General features: G+C 64.0%; 16 protein-coding genes and 1 other RNA gene. 8 read left to right on the forward strand and 9 right to left on the reverse strand.

Annotated elements, in window-relative coordinates; all coding sequences use genetic code 11:
- Positions 1-8 precede the first annotated feature (8 nt).
- From F3H35_RS00990 to F3H35_RS01010, 5 genes are all read right to left on the reverse strand, one after another.
- Positions 9-1,598, reverse strand: a complete 1,590-nt coding sequence (locus F3H35_RS00990; RefSeq protein WP_149777804.1) for an ABC transporter ATP-binding protein — start codon at positions 1,596-1,598, stop codon at positions 9-11.
- On the reverse strand, positions 1,595-2,701 hold the full coding sequence (locus F3H35_RS00995; RefSeq protein ID WP_188129854.1) for an ABC transporter permease: 1,107 nt from the start codon (positions 2,699-2,701) through the stop codon (positions 1,595-1,597). Before F3H35_RS00995 ends, F3H35_RS00990 begins: the two co-directional genes overlap by 4 nt.
- Before the next feature lie 129 nt (positions 2,702-2,830).
- Positions 2,831-3,925, reverse strand: coding sequence for a microcin C ABC transporter permease YejB (locus F3H35_RS01000; protein WP_149777805.1), 1,095 nt, complete (start codon positions 3,923-3,925; stop codon positions 2,831-2,833).
- A gap of 109 nt (positions 3,926-4,034) precedes the next feature.
- Entirely contained in the window at positions 4,035-5,978 is a 1,944-nt protein-coding gene (locus F3H35_RS01005) for an extracellular solute-binding protein (RefSeq protein ID WP_149777806.1), read from the reverse strand.
- Positions 5,979-6,182: 204 nt separating this feature from the next.
- On the reverse strand, positions 6,183-7,271 hold the full coding sequence (locus F3H35_RS01010) for a c-type cytochrome (protein ID WP_149777807.1): 1,089 nt from the start codon (positions 7,269-7,271) through the stop codon (positions 6,183-6,185).
- Positions 7,272-7,392: 121 nt separating this feature from the next.
- Here F3H35_RS01010 and F3H35_RS01015 point away from each other — a divergent pair, with 121 nt between their 5' ends.
- Complete coding sequence (locus tag F3H35_RS01015) at positions 7,393-8,226, forward strand: prephenate dehydratase (RefSeq protein WP_149777808.1); 834 nt, start codon at positions 7,393-7,395, stop codon at positions 8,224-8,226.
- Positions 8,227-8,256: 30 nt separating this feature from the next.
- On the opposite strand, the gene F3H35_RS01020 is transcribed toward F3H35_RS01015, so the two are convergent.
- Complete coding sequence (locus F3H35_RS01020) at positions 8,257-8,724, reverse strand: SRPBCC family protein (protein ID WP_149777809.1); 468 nt, start codon at positions 8,722-8,724, stop codon at positions 8,257-8,259.
- A 54-nt stretch (positions 8,725-8,778) separates the two neighbouring features.
- Positions 8,779-9,747 carry an NAD(+) diphosphatase gene (nudC, locus tag F3H35_RS01025; RefSeq protein WP_149777810.1) on the reverse strand — a complete coding sequence of 323 codons (969 nt, stop codon included), beginning with the start codon at positions 9,745-9,747 and terminating at the stop codon, positions 8,779-8,781.
- 230 nt (positions 9,748-9,977) lie between these two features.
- Here nudC and F3H35_RS01030 point away from each other — a divergent pair, with 230 nt between their 5' ends.
- From F3H35_RS01030 to F3H35_RS01045, 4 genes are all read left to right on the forward strand, one after another.
- The gene (locus tag F3H35_RS01030; protein WP_149777811.1) at positions 9,978-11,903 is read left to right on the forward strand and encodes a bifunctional 2',3'-cyclic-nucleotide 2'-phosphodiesterase/3'-nucleotidase; all 1,926 of its coding nucleotides are present in this window, start codon (positions 9,978-9,980) and stop codon (positions 11,901-11,903) included.
- Positions 11,904-11,912: 9 nt separating this feature from the next.
- Positions 11,913-12,011, forward strand: an RNA gene (gene ffs / locus F3H35_RS01035) — signal recognition particle sRNA small type.
- A 154-nt stretch (positions 12,012-12,165) separates the two neighbouring features.
- A complete protein-coding gene (locus F3H35_RS01040) occupies positions 12,166-12,432 on the forward strand; it encodes a hypothetical protein (protein ID WP_149777812.1) in 267 nt (88 codons plus the stop codon).
- Positions 12,433-12,485: 53 nt separating this feature from the next.
- Positions 12,486-13,259 carry a methyltransferase family protein gene (locus tag F3H35_RS01045; protein ID WP_149778361.1) on the forward strand — a complete coding sequence of 258 codons (774 nt, stop codon included), beginning with the start codon at positions 12,486-12,488 and terminating at the stop codon, positions 13,257-13,259.
- Between the two features lie 162 nt (positions 13,260-13,421).
- Here F3H35_RS01045 and F3H35_RS01050 read toward each other — a convergent pair whose 3' ends face one another.
- Positions 13,422-13,904 carry a protein-tyrosine phosphatase family protein gene (locus F3H35_RS01050; RefSeq protein ID WP_149777813.1) on the reverse strand — a complete coding sequence of 161 codons (483 nt, stop codon included), beginning with the start codon at positions 13,902-13,904 and terminating at the stop codon, positions 13,422-13,424.
- Between the two features lie 197 nt (positions 13,905-14,101).
- Here F3H35_RS01050 and F3H35_RS01055 point away from each other — a divergent pair, with 197 nt between their 5' ends.
- The 3 genes from F3H35_RS01055 to recR all read left to right on the forward strand — a co-directional run bounded on the left by F3H35_RS01055 (position 14,102) and on the right by recR (position 17,112).
- Complete coding sequence (locus F3H35_RS01055) at positions 14,102-15,892, forward strand: DNA polymerase III subunit gamma/tau (RefSeq protein WP_149777814.1); 1,791 nt, start codon at positions 14,102-14,104, stop codon at positions 15,890-15,892.
- Positions 15,893-16,000: 108 nt separating this feature from the next.
- Positions 16,001-16,345 (forward strand): YbaB/EbfC family nucleoid-associated protein, encoded by a 345-nt coding sequence (locus tag F3H35_RS01060; protein ID WP_007818138.1) that lies wholly within the window; start codon positions 16,001-16,003, stop codon positions 16,343-16,345.
- 173 nt (positions 16,346-16,518) lie between these two features.
- Positions 16,519-17,112 (forward strand): recombination mediator RecR, encoded by a 594-nt coding sequence (recR, locus tag F3H35_RS01065; RefSeq protein ID WP_149777815.1) that lies wholly within the window; start codon positions 16,519-16,521, stop codon positions 17,110-17,112.
- 81 nt (positions 17,113-17,193) lie between these two features.
- Here the strand turns inward: recR and F3H35_RS01070 are convergent, their stop codons facing one another.
- Positions 17,194-17,955: a DUF1013 domain-containing protein gene (locus F3H35_RS01070; RefSeq protein WP_149777816.1), complete on the reverse strand. Its 762-nt coding sequence runs from the start codon at positions 17,953-17,955 to the stop codon at positions 17,194-17,196.
- Positions 17,956-18,012 lie beyond the last annotated feature (57 nt).

Raw genomic sequence — 18,012 nt, forward strand, 5'->3', positions numbered from 1 at the left:
ACCCCGCCTCAGGCCGGCACGTCCAATGCGGCCTGCAGCAATGTCTTGGCATAATCGGTCTGCGGACGCTCGAACAGATCCTCAGCGGTGCCGTATTCCACGATATCGCCCTGTTTCATCACCGCCACCCGATGGCTCATGGCCCGCACCACCGTCAGGTCATGGCTGATGAACAGATAGGCCAACCCGTATTTCACCTGCAGACGGCGCAGCAGATCGACGATCTGCACTTGCACCGTCATGTCGAGCGCCGATGTCGGCTCGTCCAGAACGACCATCTTTGGCCGCAGGATCATGGCGCGCGCAATGGCGATGCGCTGCCGCTGACCCCCGGAAAATTCATGCGGATAGCGATCCATCGTGACCGGATCAAGATCCACCTCCTGCATCACCTCGGCCACCAGCTCCCGCACGGGTCGGCCATCCGGATTGCCATGCACGCCCAGACCTTCCGCGATGATCTGCTCGCAGGTCATGCGCGGGCTCAGACTGCCGAAGGGATCCTGGAACACGATCTGCATGTCCCGCCGCCTGCGGCGCAGCGCCCGTGTCGACCAGCCATGCACATCCTCGCCATCGAATGTGATGCCGCCCTCGGACTGGATCAGCCGCATGATCGCCAAAGCCAGCGTCGTCTTGCCCGATCCACTTTCGCCCACGATGCCAAGCGTCTCACCGGCGCGCACATTGATCGTGGCCGCGTTGACCGCCTTCACATGGCCCACCGTGCGGCGCAAGAAGCCCTGCTGGATCGGGAACCACACGCGCAGCCCATCGGTGCGCACAACCTCTCTTGCCTCCTGGCGCACCGGCTCCGGTCGTCCCGAGGGCCGCGCCGCCAGAAGCTTCTGCGTATAGGGATGCTGCGGGTTGTCGAAGATCTCGCGCACCGGCCCGCTTTCCACGATCCGTCCGTCCTTCATAACGCAGACCTTGTCGGCGATCCGCGACACCACGTTGAGGTCATGGGTGATGAACAACAACCCCATGCCCTCCTCGCGCTTGAGCTCTGCCAGCAGCTCGAGGATCTGCGCCTGAATGGTGACATCCAGCGCCGTGGTCGGCTCGTCCGCGATCAGGATGTCTGGCTTGTTGGCCAGCGCCATGGCGATCATCACCCTCTGGCGCTGCCCGCCCGACAATTGATGCGGATAGGCCGTCAGCCGGCTTTCCGCGTCCCGGATGCCCACCCGTTCCAGCAATTCCACGATGCGTGCGCGCGCCTCGGCCCCGGTCAGCCCCTGATGCAGCTCCAGACTTTCGGTGATCTGCTTTTCCAGAGTGTGCAGCGGGTTGAGGCTCGTCATCGGCTCCTGGAAAATGAAGCTGATGTCATTGCCCCGCACCTTGCGCAGCCGCTTGTCCGGCGCGCCGATCATCTCCTGTCCGTCATAGGTGACGCTGCCCTCGACCTGCGCCGATGCGCCCAGCAAGGACACCGTGCTCAGCGCCGTGACCGATTTGCCCGAGCCCGATTCGCCCACCAGCGCCACCGTCTCGCCCCGGTCCACCGTGAACGAGACACCATGCACCGCCTGCACGATCCGCCCGTCCTGCCGAAAACCGACCTTCAGATCCGTCACCGTCAACACACTCATTCGAAGGTCTTCCTCGGATCGAACGCGTCGCGCACCCCCTCGAAGATGAAGACCAGCAGCGACAACATGATTGCAAAGGCGAAGAACGCCGTGAAGGCCAGCCACGGCGCCTGCAGGTTCTGCTTGGCCTGCAGCGTCAGCTCTCCCAGGCTGGGCGCACTCGACGGCAGACCGAATCCCAGGAAATCCAGACCCGCCAGAAGCGAGATCGTGCCCGTGATCACGAACGGCAGCATGGTCAGCGTGGCCACCATCGCATTGGGCAGCATATGGCGGAACATGATGGTCAGGTTGCTCACGCCAAGCGCCTTGGCCGCGCGCACATATTCAAGGTTGCGCGCCCTCAGGAACTCGGCCCGCACCACGCCCACCAGAGCCATCCAGCCGAACAGAACGGTGATCGCCACCAGCAGCCAGAAACTTCGCGGCAGAATGGCAAAGAGGATGATGATGACATAGATCTGCGGCGTCGCCGCCCAGATCTCGATGATCCGCTGGAAAATCAGATCCAGCCGCCCACCGAAATACCCCTGCAGCGCGCCCGCGAAAATCCCGATCACCGAACACAGCGCCGTCACGATCAGCGTGAACATCACCGACAATCGGAACCCGTAAAGCACCCGCGCCAGCACATCGCGTTTGGTGTCGTCCGTGCCCAGCCAGTTCTGCGCATTGGGCGGCAACGGCGCGGCACCCGGACGATCCACCGTGGTGTCATAGCTGTAGGGAATGAGCGGCCAAACCGTCCACCCCTTCTCGATCTGCGCGCCATCCACCACGCCGTCCTGCGCATCCTCCAGAACGCCCTCCGGATCGTCGAAACAGATATCCAGCCCCCCCGACACGATCAGACATTCCACCTCCGGATCGCGATAGATCGCCTCGGTCTCGAAATCCCCGCCAAAGGCGGTTTCGGGATAGAAGGTGAAGATCGGCATATAAAGCTCGCCGCGATACTTCAGCACGATCGGCTTGTCATTGGCCACGAACTCGGCAAAGAGCGTGATCGTGAAGATCACCCCGAAGATCAGCAGCGACCAGAACGCGCGCCTGTTGCGCTTGAAATTCCGCCAGCGCCGCTGGTTGAGCGGCGACAGGCTCAACACCCCGCCGCGCTTTCTTCTGGCCGGAAATATCCCGGGGGAGGCGTTGAAATCCCCCTGGATTTCAACGTCGGGGGCAGGGCCCCCATCCTTGCCTGCCACGGCCATTCGCTCACGGTCCGGCATCGCTCAGCCCTCCCGCTTTTCGAAATCGATCCTGGGATCGACCAGCACATACATCAGGTCGCTCAGGATATTGACCAAAAGACCGATCAGCCCGAACAGGAACAGCGTGCCGAACATCACCGGATAATCGCGCCCCACCGCCGCCTCGAAGCCAAGCCGCCCAAGCCCGTCCAGCGAGAAGATCGTCTCGATCAGCACCGAACCGCCGAAAAACACCCCGATGAACACCGCCGGAAAGCCCGCGATCACGATCAGCATCGCGTTTCGGAACACATGACCGTAAAGCACCCGCCCCTCGCTCAGGCCCTTGGCCCGCGCGGTCATCACGTAATGCTTCTTGATCTCGTCAAGGAAACTGTTCTTCGTCAGCAGCGTCAGCGTCGCAAAGGCCGAAATCGTCGAGGCCAGAACCGGCAGCGCAATATGCCACAGATAATCCAGGATCTTGCCCGTCACGCTCAGCTGCTCCCAATTGTCCGAGGTCAGCCCCCTGAGCGGGAAAATCTGCCAATAGCTGCCGCCCGCAAACAGCACCAGCAGCATGATCGCAAACAGAAAGGCCGGGATCGCATAGGCCACGATGATCACCGCACTTGTCCATGTGTCAAAGCCCGACCCGTCGCGCACCGCCTTGCGGATCCCAAGCGGGATCGAAATGAGATAGGCGATCACCGTCGACCACAGGCCAAGCGTGATCGACACCGGCATCTTTTCCAGCACCAGATCCGTCACCTCGATCTTTCGGAAATAGCTCTCTCCGAAATCGAAGCGCATGTAATTCCACATCATGTTGAGGAATCGCTCCAGCGGCGGCTTGTCCAGCCCGAATTGCCGCTCCAATTCCTCGATCAGTTCGGGCGGCAGGCCGCGCGCGCCCAGATACTTGTCACCCCCGGCACCGGCGGCGGTCATGTCCTGTCCCGCATCGCTGCCCGAACCGGAAAAGCTTTCGAACACATCGCCCTGCCCTTGCATGTTGGCGATGACCTGCTCCACCGGCCCGCCCGGCACGAACTGCACCAGCGCGAAATTGATGACCATGATCCCCAGCAAGGTGGGGATGATGAGCAAGAGCCTGCGCAGGATATACGCACCCATTCAGACGCCCCCCCCGGTCCCGTTCATGGCCGCGCAGGGCCATGCCCGCGCATCGCGCGGCACCCGTGGCGCGCGCCTGATCGCAAGATCGGTTCGCACGGCACCGCCTTCACAGCGCCCCCGCCTCTTGCAGCGCCTTGGCCTTGTCGGCGTTGTACCACCAGAAATCCAGCACGCCCAACGCATAGGGCGGAAGGGTTTCGGGATGCTCGTACATGTCCCAATAGGCCACCCAGTTGCTGTCATTGTACCAGACCGGCACCATGAAGAACTCATAGCGCAGCGCCCGGTCCAACGCGGTCAGCGCCACCTGTTCCTGTTCGCGCGTCTCCGACTCGAGCGCCGCGTTGATGATCGCATCGACCATCGGGCTCGCCAGACCGGCGGGATTGAAGAGGCTGAACTCGGCCTCCTGACTGCCATAGCGCTGCATCAGCCCCGTACCAGCGGCCAGAAAAGACGAATAGCTGTCGAACACCAGATCATAATCGCGGTCGCGGTTGCGCATCGTGTATTGCGACGGGTCCACATTCTCGAACTGCGCATCGATGCCCATCAGCTGCAGATTGCTCACGAAGCTTTCCACCACCGCACCCAATGTGGCCGACCCCGAGGACGGGATCGGAAATTCCAGCGTCAGCAACTCGCCTTGCGCATTGCGCCGCTTGCCATCAGACCCCACGGCCCAGCCCGCCTCGTCCAACAGCGCCATCGCGCGGCGCAGGTTGCGCCGGTCGTTCAGACGCTCGCCATTCGATGTATGCGCCATCACCGCCGGTTCGCTCAGAACCGCCTCGGGGATCACGTCGCCAAGGCTCTGCAGCAACTCCAGCTCGGCGCCTTCGGGCACGCCCTCGGCCTGCAGCGGCGTGTCCTGCACGAAGGAATGCCGCTGATTGAACAGCCCGAATTGCAGCGATTGGTTGGTCCATTCGAAGTTGTAGCCCAGCGCAACCGCCTGCCGCACGCGCTTGTCCTTCAAGGGCTCGCTGGCAAGGTTGAACACGATCCCGTTGGGTGTGGGCGGATTGCCATCGGGCAACTCGTCCAGCGTGACCCAGCCCTTGTCCACCGCCGGGAAATCATATCCCGTGGCCCATGTCTTGGAATTCGTCTCCGCGCGGAAGGTGTATTCGCCGGCCTTGAACGCCTCGAAGGCCGCGTTGTCATCGGCGAAATACTCGATCCTGATGCGGTCGAAATTATGCCGCCCCCGGTTGATCGGCAAATCCTTCGCCCAATAGTCGGGGTTGCGCGCATAGACGACGCGACGATTCACGTCATAGCTTTCGACCTGATAGGGGCCTGACCCCGGCGCCGCATCCAGCCTCGGCTCATCGAGCCTTGCCTCGTTGGCCTCGTACCATGCCTTCGGAAACACCGGCGTGCTGCCCACCTGATCGATCAGCGACCGGCGCGAAATACCTTCGGCAAATGTGAACTTTACCCGGTGATCGTCCAGCGCCTCGGCACTCAAGACCCTCCGGCTCACCGCCTGCGCATAGGACGGCAGACCCTGTTCCAGAAACAGGTTATGCGAAAAGACGACATCATGCGCCGTGACCGGCGTCCCATCGGCGAACCGCGCCTCGGGGCGCATGTTGAAAATCACCCAGGTTTTTCCGGCGTCATACTCCAGACTTTCGGCCAGCAACCCGTACATCTCGCCATAGACATCCGCAGGGGCCGGGCCACCGCTGGCCGGCATCTCGCCCAGCAGGCTTTCATAGACCATCCACGACAACCGCGCCGCACGGCCCTTGCGCGAATAGGGGTTCATCGAATCAAACGTCCCCGGCGCGTAAAGCGAGATTTCACCCCCCTTGGGCGCCTCCGGATTGACGTAGTTGAAATGCTCGAAATCGGGCGGATAGCTCAATTCGCCGTAATAGGAATAGCCATGCGACCGGATCACCTGATCTTCGGCCATGGCCTTTTGCGCCACAAGCGCCGCGATCGTCAGGCCGATCATGCCCGCCACCCCCAGCAGGCTGCGGCGCAAGTCACTCAAGGGGATCATCCGGGCTCTCGCCCGGTTGCGGTATCCGGTCATGCCGTGCTCCTTGTCAGACGATCTCAAATGTGGCGCTGAACTCGTCATTTGCAAGCTACCGGAGGGCGCCACCCTCATACAAGCGCTGAAATTGCCGTGATCGGTCATTCGGCCGCCACCCGCCTCGCCGCCATCTTCCCATGCAAAAGGCCGCCGTCCCGGCTGGGTCGGCGGCCTCTCGATAGGCGCGTAACGCTTTTTGCGTTACTGAGCGACGCTCTGCAGGTACGAGACCACGGCGGCGCGGTCCTCTTCCTTGCGCAGACCGGCAAAGCTCATCTTGTTGCCCGGCGCATACTCCTTGGGATTCTCAAGGAAGGCGTTCAGCTCGTCGGCGGTCCACACACCGCCATGATCCTGCAGCGCGTTGGAATACCGGAAGCCCTCGACGCTGCCGATCTCACGACCAACCACACCATAGAGGTACGGACCGACACCGTTCGCGCCCTCTTCCAGCTTGTGGCAAGCGGCACAGCGGCGGAACAGGCTTTCGCCTTCCGACGGATCGGTTGCGGCAACCAGTTGCGCAAAGGCCGACTCGGCACCGCCGGCATCCGCCGTCGCTGCGGCGGCTTCAGCCGCAGGTGTGGCCTCGGCCTGAGTCGTCGCCGGCTCTTCTGCGGTCACGGCCTCGGCAGGGGCGGCTTCGGCCTGCGCGGTCTCGGCAGGGGCAGCTTCCGCCTGCGCGGTCTCTGTCGCCGCCGGTTCGGCAGCCGGCTCGGCGGCGGCCTCTTCCTGTGCGGCGGGGGCGGCTGCGGACACTTCGGTCATGTCACCATCGGTCATGTCGAGGAACGCGATCAAGTTCGCGCGATCCTCTGCCTTCGGCAAACCGGCAAAGCCCATCGTGGTGCCCGGCGCATACCCCTTGGGGTTGGCAAGGAACGCATCCAGCTCTTCGGGTGTCCACACATCGTTCACCGCGATCAGGTTGCCCGAATAGCTAAAGCCCTGCGACGCGGCCACGTCACGTCCGACCACACCATAAAGATAGGGGCCAGTGCCGTTCGCACCCTGCTCCAGCTTGTGACAGGCCGCGCATTTGTTGTAGACGCGCTCGCCCTTGCCGACATCGGCTGCGGCGTAAAGCTCGGCAAAGCTGGGGCCTTCCTCGGCCACTTCCTCGGCGCCTTCGCCCTCACCCGTATCGATCACGTAGCCCTGCGCATGATCTTCCCCATGCTTGCCGCCCGTGTGATACAGCGATTCCGCCGCCCAACTGCCCAGAAGGAAGATCAGAAGCGCGCCGCAAAAGCTGCCAAGGACCTTCGTGAATGTCATCGTGTCGAACATGTGCCCGTTTCCCGTTAGGTATCCGTCGCGGCGTATCTATCCGCTTCCCCTCATGTGGCGCAAGGTGTAGTTTGCGCGACCAATCGACCGACCCCGGACCAATCCACAGGAACCACCCATCATGACCAAGCGCATTGCCTTCCAGGGCGAGCCAGGCGCCTATTCCCATCAGGCCTGCCGCGAAACCTATCCCGACATGGAGGCCATGCCCTGCCGCACGTTCGAAGACGCCATTCAGGCGGTGCGCGGTCACGAAGCGGACCTCGCCATGCTGCCGGTCGAGAACTCGACCTTCGGACGAGTCGCCGACATTCACCACCTGCTGCCCGATTCCGGCCTGCACATCATCGCCGAAGCCTTCGTGCGCGTGCATATCAACCTTCTGGCCCTGCCGGGCGCATCGCTTGCCGATATCGACCGCGCCATGAGCCATACGATGCTTCTGGGCCAGTGCCGCGAATTCCTGCACGAACACGGCATCCATCGTGTCACCGGCGCCGACACCGCAGGCTCGGCCCGTCAGGTCGCCGAAACCGGCGATCCGTCCCTGGCCGCTCTGGCCAGCGAACTCGCAGGCGAGATTTATGGTCTGGATGTCATCGCCCGCAACATCGAGGACGAGGGCAACAACACGACGCGCTTTCTCGTGATGTCCCGCGATCCCGACTATTCACGGCGCGGCGACGACGGGATGATGACGACATTCGTCTTTCAGGTCCGCAACATCCCCGCCGCTCTCTACAAGGCGATGGGCGGTTTCGCGACGAACGGCGTCAACATGACCAAGCTGGAAAGCTACATGGTGGGAGGATCGTTCAACGCCACGCAATTCTATGCCGATATCGAAGGCCACCCCGAAGATCCCGCCGTCAGGCGCGCGCTCGACGAACTGGATTACTTCACCTCTGAGGTGCGGATGCTCGGTGTCTACCCGGCCGATCCGGGCCGCCACTGACAGGACCGCCCGGTCGGGCGGGTCCTCATCTCACGACACGCGGCTTTGGCGCTCTTCCAATTCCTGTGCATACTGGGACACGCGCTTGCGCAGGCGGCGTGTGATCGTCTTGCGCGCCAGCTTGAGCGACTGCACCAGCAAGCGCGCCGTCAGGTTCTTGGGCACCAGCTCGATGTCCAGATTGAGCCGCGTGCGATTGCGTGACAGCGCCACAAGCTCCACCACCATCTGTCCACCCATTGTGGGCGAACGCGAGGCCATGGTCAGCCCGTTGGGCGGGTCCAGACGTGCCAGTTCGATCTGCACCTCGCGCTGTTTGCCGCGCAGCATGAACGTTATATCCCAGGCCATGCCCGGCCCATCCGCCTTGAGATCGTCGACCCTCAGCACCTCGGCGCCGCGCCGCATGGCACGACGCTCGAACGCCTGAAAATCCGTAATCTGTTCATAGACGAAATCGATCGGAGCCTCGACATCCTCCCGGGCGTTCATTTTCATTGCTGTTCACACTCCAATGCATGGCACTTTTACCCACCAGCCGGCATTCTTGCCTCAATCCAGCGTATCCGCAAGCCAGTTGCGCAAGAGGAACTGGGCGATCGCCCCCTGTCTGGCAGCCGCCAGAAACGGGTGCTCCTTCGCAAAGGCCCGCAGGATATCCTCCCGCGTGAACCATTGCGCATCCTCGATCTCATGCGGGTCTATGGTGATCTCGTCGCTCAGCGCTTCGCCCCGGCATCCCATCATCAGCGAGGACGGAAAGGCCCAGGGCTGGCTGGCGAGGTACCCCACCTCCCCGACACGCACCGACGTTTCCTCGAACACTTCGCGCCGCACCGCGGCCTCCATCGTCTCGCCCGGTTCGATGAACCCCGCCAGCAGCGAATACATCCCCTCGGGCCAGCCCGGCGACCGGCCCAGCAACACCCGGTTGCCGCGCGTGATCAGCATGATGACAACTGGATCAGTGCGCGGGAAATGATGCCCGCCACAGGCTCCGCAGACCCGCTGCCAGCCCGATTGCGCCATCTCGCTTTCCGCCCCGCAGCGCGCGCAGAACCGATGGCTCAGATGCCAGCCCAGAACGGCCTTTCCCGTCGCCGCCAACTCTGCATCGCGCGGGCTGAGCCCGCTCATGATCCGGCGCAATTCGGCAAAGGCCATGCTTTGGGCCAGCGCCGGATGGCGCTGCTCGGTCGGGTCCAGAAAACGGTCCAGCTGGCTGTCATCCAGATCCTCGGGCGTCCAGCTCGACAGGTCATGCGCAAAGACCAGCCGCCCCTCTTCACGCCCCAGCAGCACCGGCGCGCCATCGGCCTCGGCCAGCACCGGATGATCCAGATCCAACCGCACCAGCCGGTCCAGACCGTCCCCTTCCACAAGCGGCTTGCCACGCCAGAACAGCACCGCACAGGCCCCGTCCCGCTCGATCGCCCGGGCCAGCTCCGCCATGTCCCCGCGCAGCTCCGCGGCCCGGTCCAGCCCCGATCCCCCGAAGGTCACTGTTTCGGCATGTCTCATATCGCGTCTCCTTCGCGCTTCAGGTGCCATGTTCCCGCAGCCCCGACAAGCCGCTCCGGGCACGCGACGTCATGCCGCATCGCCGCAATACACGTTATAATTGTTTAATATGTTTACATTTCCCGCTAAATGCGTTATTATCCATTTGTTAACCATAACTATTAACCCGTGATCGCCCGGCCTTTGGCTCCGGTCGTCTCGTCTCGTGCCCTTGATGCGGTTGCGCCCCGTTGAAAAACCATTCCTCTTCCACTCCCTTCCGGACCACCGGTTCCTCTGCGACCCTCCGCCTCAGACTGCTCGAAACCACCGACATTCACGGACATATCGCGCCCTTCGACTATCTCGACCACCGCAACCAGCGGCATGGCGGGCTGGCGCGTGTCGCCACGCTGATCCGTGCCGCCCGTGCCGAGGCGCGCAATTGCCTGCTGTTCGACAATGGCGATTTCCTGCAGGGCAGCGCGCTCAGCGATCTGCTGCACGACCCCGTTGGCTGGCACGGCCCGCATCCCGTCATCGCGGCGATGAACGCTCTGGATTACGACGGCGCGGCGCTTGGCAATCACGAATTCGACTTCGGCCTCGATTTCCTCTGCGATGCCCTGTCCCAGGCCCGCTTTCCCGTCGTCTGCGCCAATCTGCACCCAATGGGCACGACCCGGCTTCCCGCCACCCCGACCCTTCTGCTCGAACGCCGGCTCGAAGATGAGGCAGGACAACTGCGCGATCTCAGGATCGGGGTGATCGGCGTGGTGGTGCCCCAGGTCGCCAAATGGAACCGCGATCACCTCGAGGGCCGGGTCGCGGCCGCCGGCATCGCCGAAACCGCGCGCCTGCAAGCCCCGGCCTTGCGGGCCGCCGGGGCCGATCTGGTGGTCATGCTGGCCCATACCGGGATCGACGCCGCCGCCGATCATCCGGGGCTGGAAAACGCGGCGCTGCCGCTGGCTTCGGTTTCCGGGGTCGACGTGGTTCTGGCAGGCCACAGCCACCGGGTCTTTCCCGGCCCCGATCACGATGGCCTCCCCGGCGTGGACACCGCTCTTGGCACGCTCCATGGCATTCCCGCGGTGATGGCCGGTTTCGCCGGATCGCATCTCGGCATCGTCGATCTTGACCTCAGGCAAGACGCGCGCGGCTGGCGCATCACGCACCACCACTGCGAGGCGCGCCCGGTCCAGCACGCCCCGGGAACACCGCCCACACCTCCCGATCCGGCGATCCTCAGGGTGGTGGGTCGTGCCCATCACCGAACCGTCTCGGCGATGCGCAAGCCCCTCAACACCACCCGCACGCCCCTGCACAGCTATCTGGCGCTGATCCGCGACGATCCGGTGACCGCGCTCGTGAACGCAGCCCAGACCGCCGCCATCGCACGCGCACTCCTTGGCACCAGGGCCGAGGGCCTGCCGGTCCTGTCCGCCACGGCGCCCTTTCGCACCGGCGGGCGCGCCGGCCCCTATCATTACATCGACATCACGCCCGGTCCGTTCCGCATGGGGGATGCCGTCAATCTCTATCCCTTCCCCAACACCCTGACCTGTGCGCGCATCACAGGCGCCCGGCTGCGCGACTGGCTCGAACGCGCCGCCAGCTGCTTTCACCAGATCCGGCCGGGCCTTGCCGATCAGCCGCTGCTCGACCCCAGATTTCCCGGCCATGCCTTCGACACCGTCTCCGGCGTCACCTACCGCATCGATCCGGGCCAGCCCGCGCGCTTTGGGCCGGACGGCACCCTGATCGACGCCGAAGCATGGCGCATCCGCGATCTGCAGATCTTCGGCAGAGCCGTCAGGGATACCGACCTCTTCGTGCTCGCCACAAACACATACCGCGCCTCCGGCAGCGGCCCCTATCCTATGCTGACCGACCACGACATCCTCGACGCTCCCGCCCTGCAGGTGCGCGATGCTCTGGTCAACCATGTGCGCCGTGGCCCCCCGATCGACGCCCGCCGCGGCACCGGCTGGGCCTTGCGCCCGGTCTGCGGGGCCAGCGTGCTGGTCGATACAGGCCCCGGACTGCGACGCCACCCGTGGGATATCCGCGCACTCGGCGCCGAAGAGCTGGGCTGCGACGCCAAAGGGTTCCTGCGCCTGCGCCTGCCTCTGGGCGCCGATGCGCCCCTTGCGAATCCGCCGCAAGACCCCTAGATAGCTCCACGAGAGGTTGGCGCGGGCAGGCGCCTCGCCAACCCGGTCAGGTCCGGAAGGAAGCAGCCGTAACGAGCCCCGCTTGGGTCGTTGTCCAACCTCTCACCTTCCCTCCCTTCCCTGTTCTGTGCCGCTTTTGCCGGGCATCGGCCAATTGGTCGCACCTTCAGGGCCGATTTCCCTCAACTTGTCGGGGTTTTCGGCCTTTCCTCCCGGCAGCACCGTCCTATCTGCACCCCGTGGCATTCAATCGGAGGCAAAGATGGACGGACAAACAGTCGACACGGATCGCCGCACCGCCGAGGCGCTGCGCCAGCAGGACGTGTATGAAAAAGCGATGGCCTCTCTCAAGCTCGAGCGCCGCAAATCCGAGGCGATGGGCTATGCCGTGATGGCGACCCTCGACAGCTTCGAGCCGGCAAGCCGTGGCGAAGGCTGGCTGGGACGCGCCGTGTTCTGGTCCAAGATCGGCTGCATCACCTTTGTCTGTGTCGTTCCCAATTATCTGGTCTGGCGCCTGCTTCTGTAGCCTGCAGCGCGTCCCCCGTGACACCTGAGACGGAAACACCCTTCATTCGGCTCTTGCGCCTTGTGACGGGCCTTTTTCGTGCGCCCCCCGGCGCCGGGCGCATCGCCTTGGCCGTGGCTTATGGCGTGGTCTGTCACGCCGTCTTCGCCGTGGCGGTGATCGCGATGATCGTGGCGATGTTCTTCGGCATGAGCGAAAGCCTGGGCCGCGTGCCCGCCCCTTGGTACATTCTGGCCAATGCGCTTTTGATCCTGCAATTCCCTCTGGCGCATTCGGTATTGCTCACGGCGCGGGGGCGCGCCTTTCTGGCCCGGCTCGCGCCACGGCCATACGGGGCGACACTGGCCACCACCACCTATGCGATCATCGCCTCTGCACAGCTGGCCGCGCTCTTTGTGTTCTGGACCCCAAGCGGCATCGTCTGGTGGCGCGCCGAGGGCGCGGCCTTCTGGGCTCTGTGCACCGCCTACGCCTGTGCATGGCTCATCCTCATCAAGGCCAGCTATGACGCCGGCGCCGAGGTGCAGTCCGGTGCGCTTGGCTGGATGTCACTGGTTCAGAAAATCAGCCCCCGATTTCCCGACATGCCTGAAACGGGCCTCTTCCGGGTGATCCGGCAACCGATCTATGTGGGCTTCGCACTGACCTTGTGGACCGTGCCGGTCTGGACACCCGATCAACTGGCGCTGGCGCTTGGCTATACCGCCTATTGCCTGCTTGCCCCCCGGCTCAAGGAACGCCGCTTCGCCGCTCTCTATGGCGACCGCTTCCGCCGGTACCAGACCCGCACACCCTACATCCTGCCGCGCTTGCCCCGCTCCCGCTGACAGCGCGCCGATCCGAGCGCCCCTCTCCTGCGGCGCAACGCACGCAGCCTTAACCACGGCATCTGCCGATATCCGCACCGACGCGATACCGACGTAATACCGACGTGATACCGAACAGCGTTTTCATTTGTTATTCAGCGCCTTAACCCTGATTCGCGGCCCTCACACCCGCCGCGCCCATGCCAACTGCGCCTCCGTCTCCACGGCGCAGGGCCGGATCGCCCTGAGCCGCGCCAGCGCCGCCTCCGGCGCCTCGCCCGCCTCGATCATCAGCCGCAGCGCCGCCATCCCCGACCGCCCGCAGCCCCCCATGCAATGGATCAACACCCGGCCCCGCCCCTGCAGCGCCGACAGCGCGGCATTGCTGGCCACATGCCAGGCCTCCTCGCCTTCGGGGTCGGGAATGTCCATATCCGTCACCGGCACATGCATCCACCTCGTGCCCATATCCTGCACATCGCTCCCCAGATCGCCCGCCCCTTGCGAGACAAGCTCCGGCAGGGTGACCATCGAGACCACCAGCGCCGGCTTCCAGTCGCGCAGATGAGCGATGTCCTCGGTATAATGCCCGCCCCGCCCCGGCATCGGCGCCAGGGCCAGTATCCCATCTGCGACCTGCAAGGCGTGAATGATAAATCCTGTCATGATTACAATGCTCTAAGTTATATTCCGGGCCTCGTCTCCCGGCGCTCCGAAAGCGCTCTGTCCTGCCCTTCCACCCGCATATCCTTGCCTCAAGCCCATCCAAAAGCAAGCCAAACGGCACTGCCCGCTTTAGACGGTGGACGCCCCCCGCCCCCCGCTTTAGGCTGGCAGCGATCTCCGAATCCGACAGGCTCCGCATGACCGACACACCCACCAGACCCTATCAGGTGCTCGCCCGGAAATACCGGCCCGAAACCTTTGCCGATCTGGTGGGTCAGGACGCGATGGTGCGGACGCTGAAAAACGCGTTCAAGGCCGACCGGATCGCGCAGGCCTTCATCATGACAGGCATCCGCGGCACCGGGAAGACCACCACCGCCCGGATCATCGCCAAAGGCATGAACTGCATCGGCCCCGACGGTCAGGGCGGCCCCACCACCGAGCCATGTGGCCAGTGCGAACATTGCACCGCCATCATGGAAGGCCGCCATGTCGACGTGCTGGAAATGGACGCCGCCTCCCGCACCGGCGTCGGCGACGTCCGCGAAATCATTGATTCCGTTCACTATCGTGCCGCTTCAGCGCGCTACAAGATCTACATCATCGACGAGGTGCACATGCTCTCGACCAGCGCGTTCAACGCGCTGCTCAAGACGCTCGAAGAACCTCCCGCGCATGTGAAATTCATCTTCGCCACCACCGAAATCCGCAAGGTGCCGGTGACCGTCCTCAGCCGCTGCCAGCGCTTCGATCTGCGCCGGATCGAACCCGAGGTCATGATCGCGCTCCTGCGCCGGATCGCCGACGCCGAAGGCGCGCAGATCACCGATGACGCCCTTGCCCTCATCACCCGCGCTGCCGAAGGCTCGGCCCGGGACGCCACATCGCTGCTGGATCAGGCGATCAGTCATGGCGCCGGCGAAACCAGCGCCGACGAAGTGCGCGCCATGCTGGGCCTTGCCGATCGCGGGCGGGTGCTCGACCTGTTCGACCTGATCATGAAGGGCGATGCCGCGGGCGCCCTGACCGAGCTGGGCGGCCAATATGCCGAAGGCGCCGATCCGATGGCGGTGCTGCGGGATCTGGCCGAGATCACCCACTGGATTTCCGTGGTCAAGATCACCCCCGAAGCCGCCGACGATCCTACCATCGGCCCCGACGAACGCGCCCGCGGCCAGCAGATGGCCGAGGCGCTTGCGATGCGCGTCCTGACCCGGATGTGGCAGATGCTGCTCAAGGCGCTCGACGAGGTGGCCGAGGCGCCAAACGCCATGATGGCCGCCGAAATGGCCGTGATCCGACTGACCCACGTGGCCGATCTTCCCACGCCCGAAGAACTCGTGCGCAAACTGCGCGACGCACCGCCCCCCGCAGCCCCGTCGCCCGGCTCGGGTGTCGGCGCTGGCGGCTCCGCGTCCCACGGCGGCACCTGCCGCGCAACCGCCGCGCAAACCACCACCATGCCCGCGGCACCCCATCCCGGCCCCTCCGCTCCCGGCGCGCGTGCCCCAGGCGGCCAACAGGCCATCGCACTCGCCGCCGAGACCGCCCTTGCCCTTTACCCGACCTTCGAGCATGTGGTCGAACTCATCCGCGCCCACCGCGACGTCAAGCTGCTGGTCGAGGTGGAAACCAATATGCGGCTCGTCTCCTACCGACCCGGCCGCATCACCTTCCAGCCCACCGGCAACGCGCCTCAGGACCTGTCCCAACGTCTCGGCGCCGCGCTGCAACGCTGGACGGGAAATCGCTGGGGGATCAGCATCGTCAACGAGGGTGGCGCCGAGACGATCGCCGAAAAGCGCGACGCCGCCGAGACCGCCCTGCGCCACGAGGTCAGCCGCCATCCGCTGGTGCAGGCGGTGCTTTCGGCCTTTCCAAAGGCGCAGATCACCTCGATCCGCACCGAGGCCGACATCGCCGCCGAAGCCGGCGCCGAGGCACTGCCCGAAGTCGAGGATGAATGGGACCCCTTCGAGGAAGACTGAATTGCGCGGAACGGCTTGCCAGTCGCCATCCGCCGACCGATATGATGTAACGACACCAAACACCCAGATGTGCCGGGCCGCCCCGGCCCTGCCACCAAGGAGAAGACAATGTTCAAGGGATTGGGCCAAATGGGCGACATGGCCAAGATGATGAAGGCCGCTCAGGAAATGCAGCAGAAGATGGCCGATCTGCAGGAAGACATGCACAACATGATGGTCGAAGGCGTTTCCGGCGCTGGCCTCGTCAAGGCGACATGCAGCGCCAAGGGCGAACTCAAGGCCCTCGATATCGACCCCTCCATCTTCAATTCGGACGACAAGGAAGTGGTCGAGGATCTCATCCTCGCCGCGATCAAGGACGCGCAGCAAAAGGCCAGCGACCGCGCCCAGGAAGAAATGGGCAAGCTCACCGAAGGCCTGGGCCTTCCCAAGGACATGAAGCTGCCCTTCTAAAGCATTGCCCCTTTGACCTGAGGCACCAGCGAAAGGCGGAACGCGTGCAACGATTGAACGGAGCACTGCATTTCGCGAAACCCTTTAGGTTTCTTCTGGCCTTAAATATCCCGGGGAGCGCGAGGGGCTGGCCCCTCGCTTCCTCCCCTACAGCCCTTGTATCGGCCTGAACAATGTCATCGAACCGCGACATAGACGCCCTGATCGAGATGATGGCCAAGCTGCCCGGGCTCGGGCCGCGCTCGGCCCGGCGTGCTGTGCTGCATCTCATCGCCAAGCGCGATCTGCAACTGATCCCGCTGGCCGACCTGATGCAGCGCGTCGCCGCCACCGCCCGTGAATGCCTCAACTGCGGCAATATCGGCACCACCGAGATCTGCGATATCTGCGCTGCCGAAAAACGCGCCAACGGACAGATCTGCGTGGTCGAGGATGTGGCCGATCTGTGGGCGATGGAGCGCGGTCATGCCTTCAAGGGCCGCTATCATGTGCTTGGCGGCACGCTCAGCGCCCTCGATCAGGTGGGCCCGGAACAATTGCGCATCCCGCAGCTGATCGACCGGGTCACCGCCGAATCCATCAACGAGGTCATCCTGGCCCTCAACGCCACGGTCGAGGGCCAGACAACCGCGCATTATATCGCCGATCAGTTGGATGGCCGGGTGACCCTGACATCGCTGGCCCAAGGCGTCCCCATCGGTGGCGAGCTGGATTATCTGGACGACGGCACGATCAGTGCCGCGCTCGCCGCACGCAAGCAGGTCTGACGCGCGCACTCCTGCACCACCACAACAAAAAACCCGACCGCATCAAGCGGCCGGGCCTTTTCGGGGACAACGACGCGGTGCTTACCGGCGATCGTCGTCCTCATCCTCGTCATCGTCGCTGTCAGGCAGGTTGAAGAAGCTGTCAGCGTCGTATTTCTGTTCTCTTTCATCATCCTCGTCGCGCGGATCGCCACTGAGGCTGAAGGTTTCCAGCCCTTCGATCGCCGTGGGCATGCGCGGCTCGGCACTGGCTTCGAGGCTCTGCTCGGTGCTCAGCAGCTTGCGGCGCTCGTCATCGCTCAGCGCCTCGCCTTCCTTGGCGCGTTTCGCGGCGGCCTTCTGCACCGCCGCGTCCAGCTCGGACTGTTTGCACAGACCAAGGGCAACCGGATCGATCGGCTGCATGTTCGCGATGTTCCAATGGGTACGCTCACGGATCGTCTGGATGGTCGGCTTGGTGGTGCCCACCAGCTTGGCGATCTGGCTGTCGACCAGCTCGGGATGGAACTTGACCAGCCAGAGGATCGCGTTCGGACGGTCCTGTCGCTTGCTCAGCGGCGTATAGCGCGGGCCACGGCGTTTTTCCTCGCCGACGGCGGCGGGGTTGAACTTGAGCTGCAGCTTGTGCAGCGGGTCCTTTTCGGCCTTTTCGATCTCGGCCTGGGTCAACTGGTTGTTGGCCACAGGGTCGAACCCCTTCACGCCCGATGCCACATCGCCATCGGCGATTCCCTGAATCTCAAGCTCGTGCAGCCCGCAGAAATCGGCGATCTGCTTGAAGCTGAGCGTCGTATTGTCCACCAGCCAGACGGCGGTGGCCTTTGCCATAAGCGGTTTAGCCATGTGTTTCGGGCCTCCTTCACGCATATCTTCCCCGTCGCCGGACTCGGCGGCACCTGA

Source organism: Roseovarius litoreus, from assembly GCF_900142765.1.
Classification (GTDB): domain Bacteria; phylum Pseudomonadota; class Alphaproteobacteria; order Rhodobacterales; family Rhodobacteraceae; genus Roseovarius; species Roseovarius litoreus.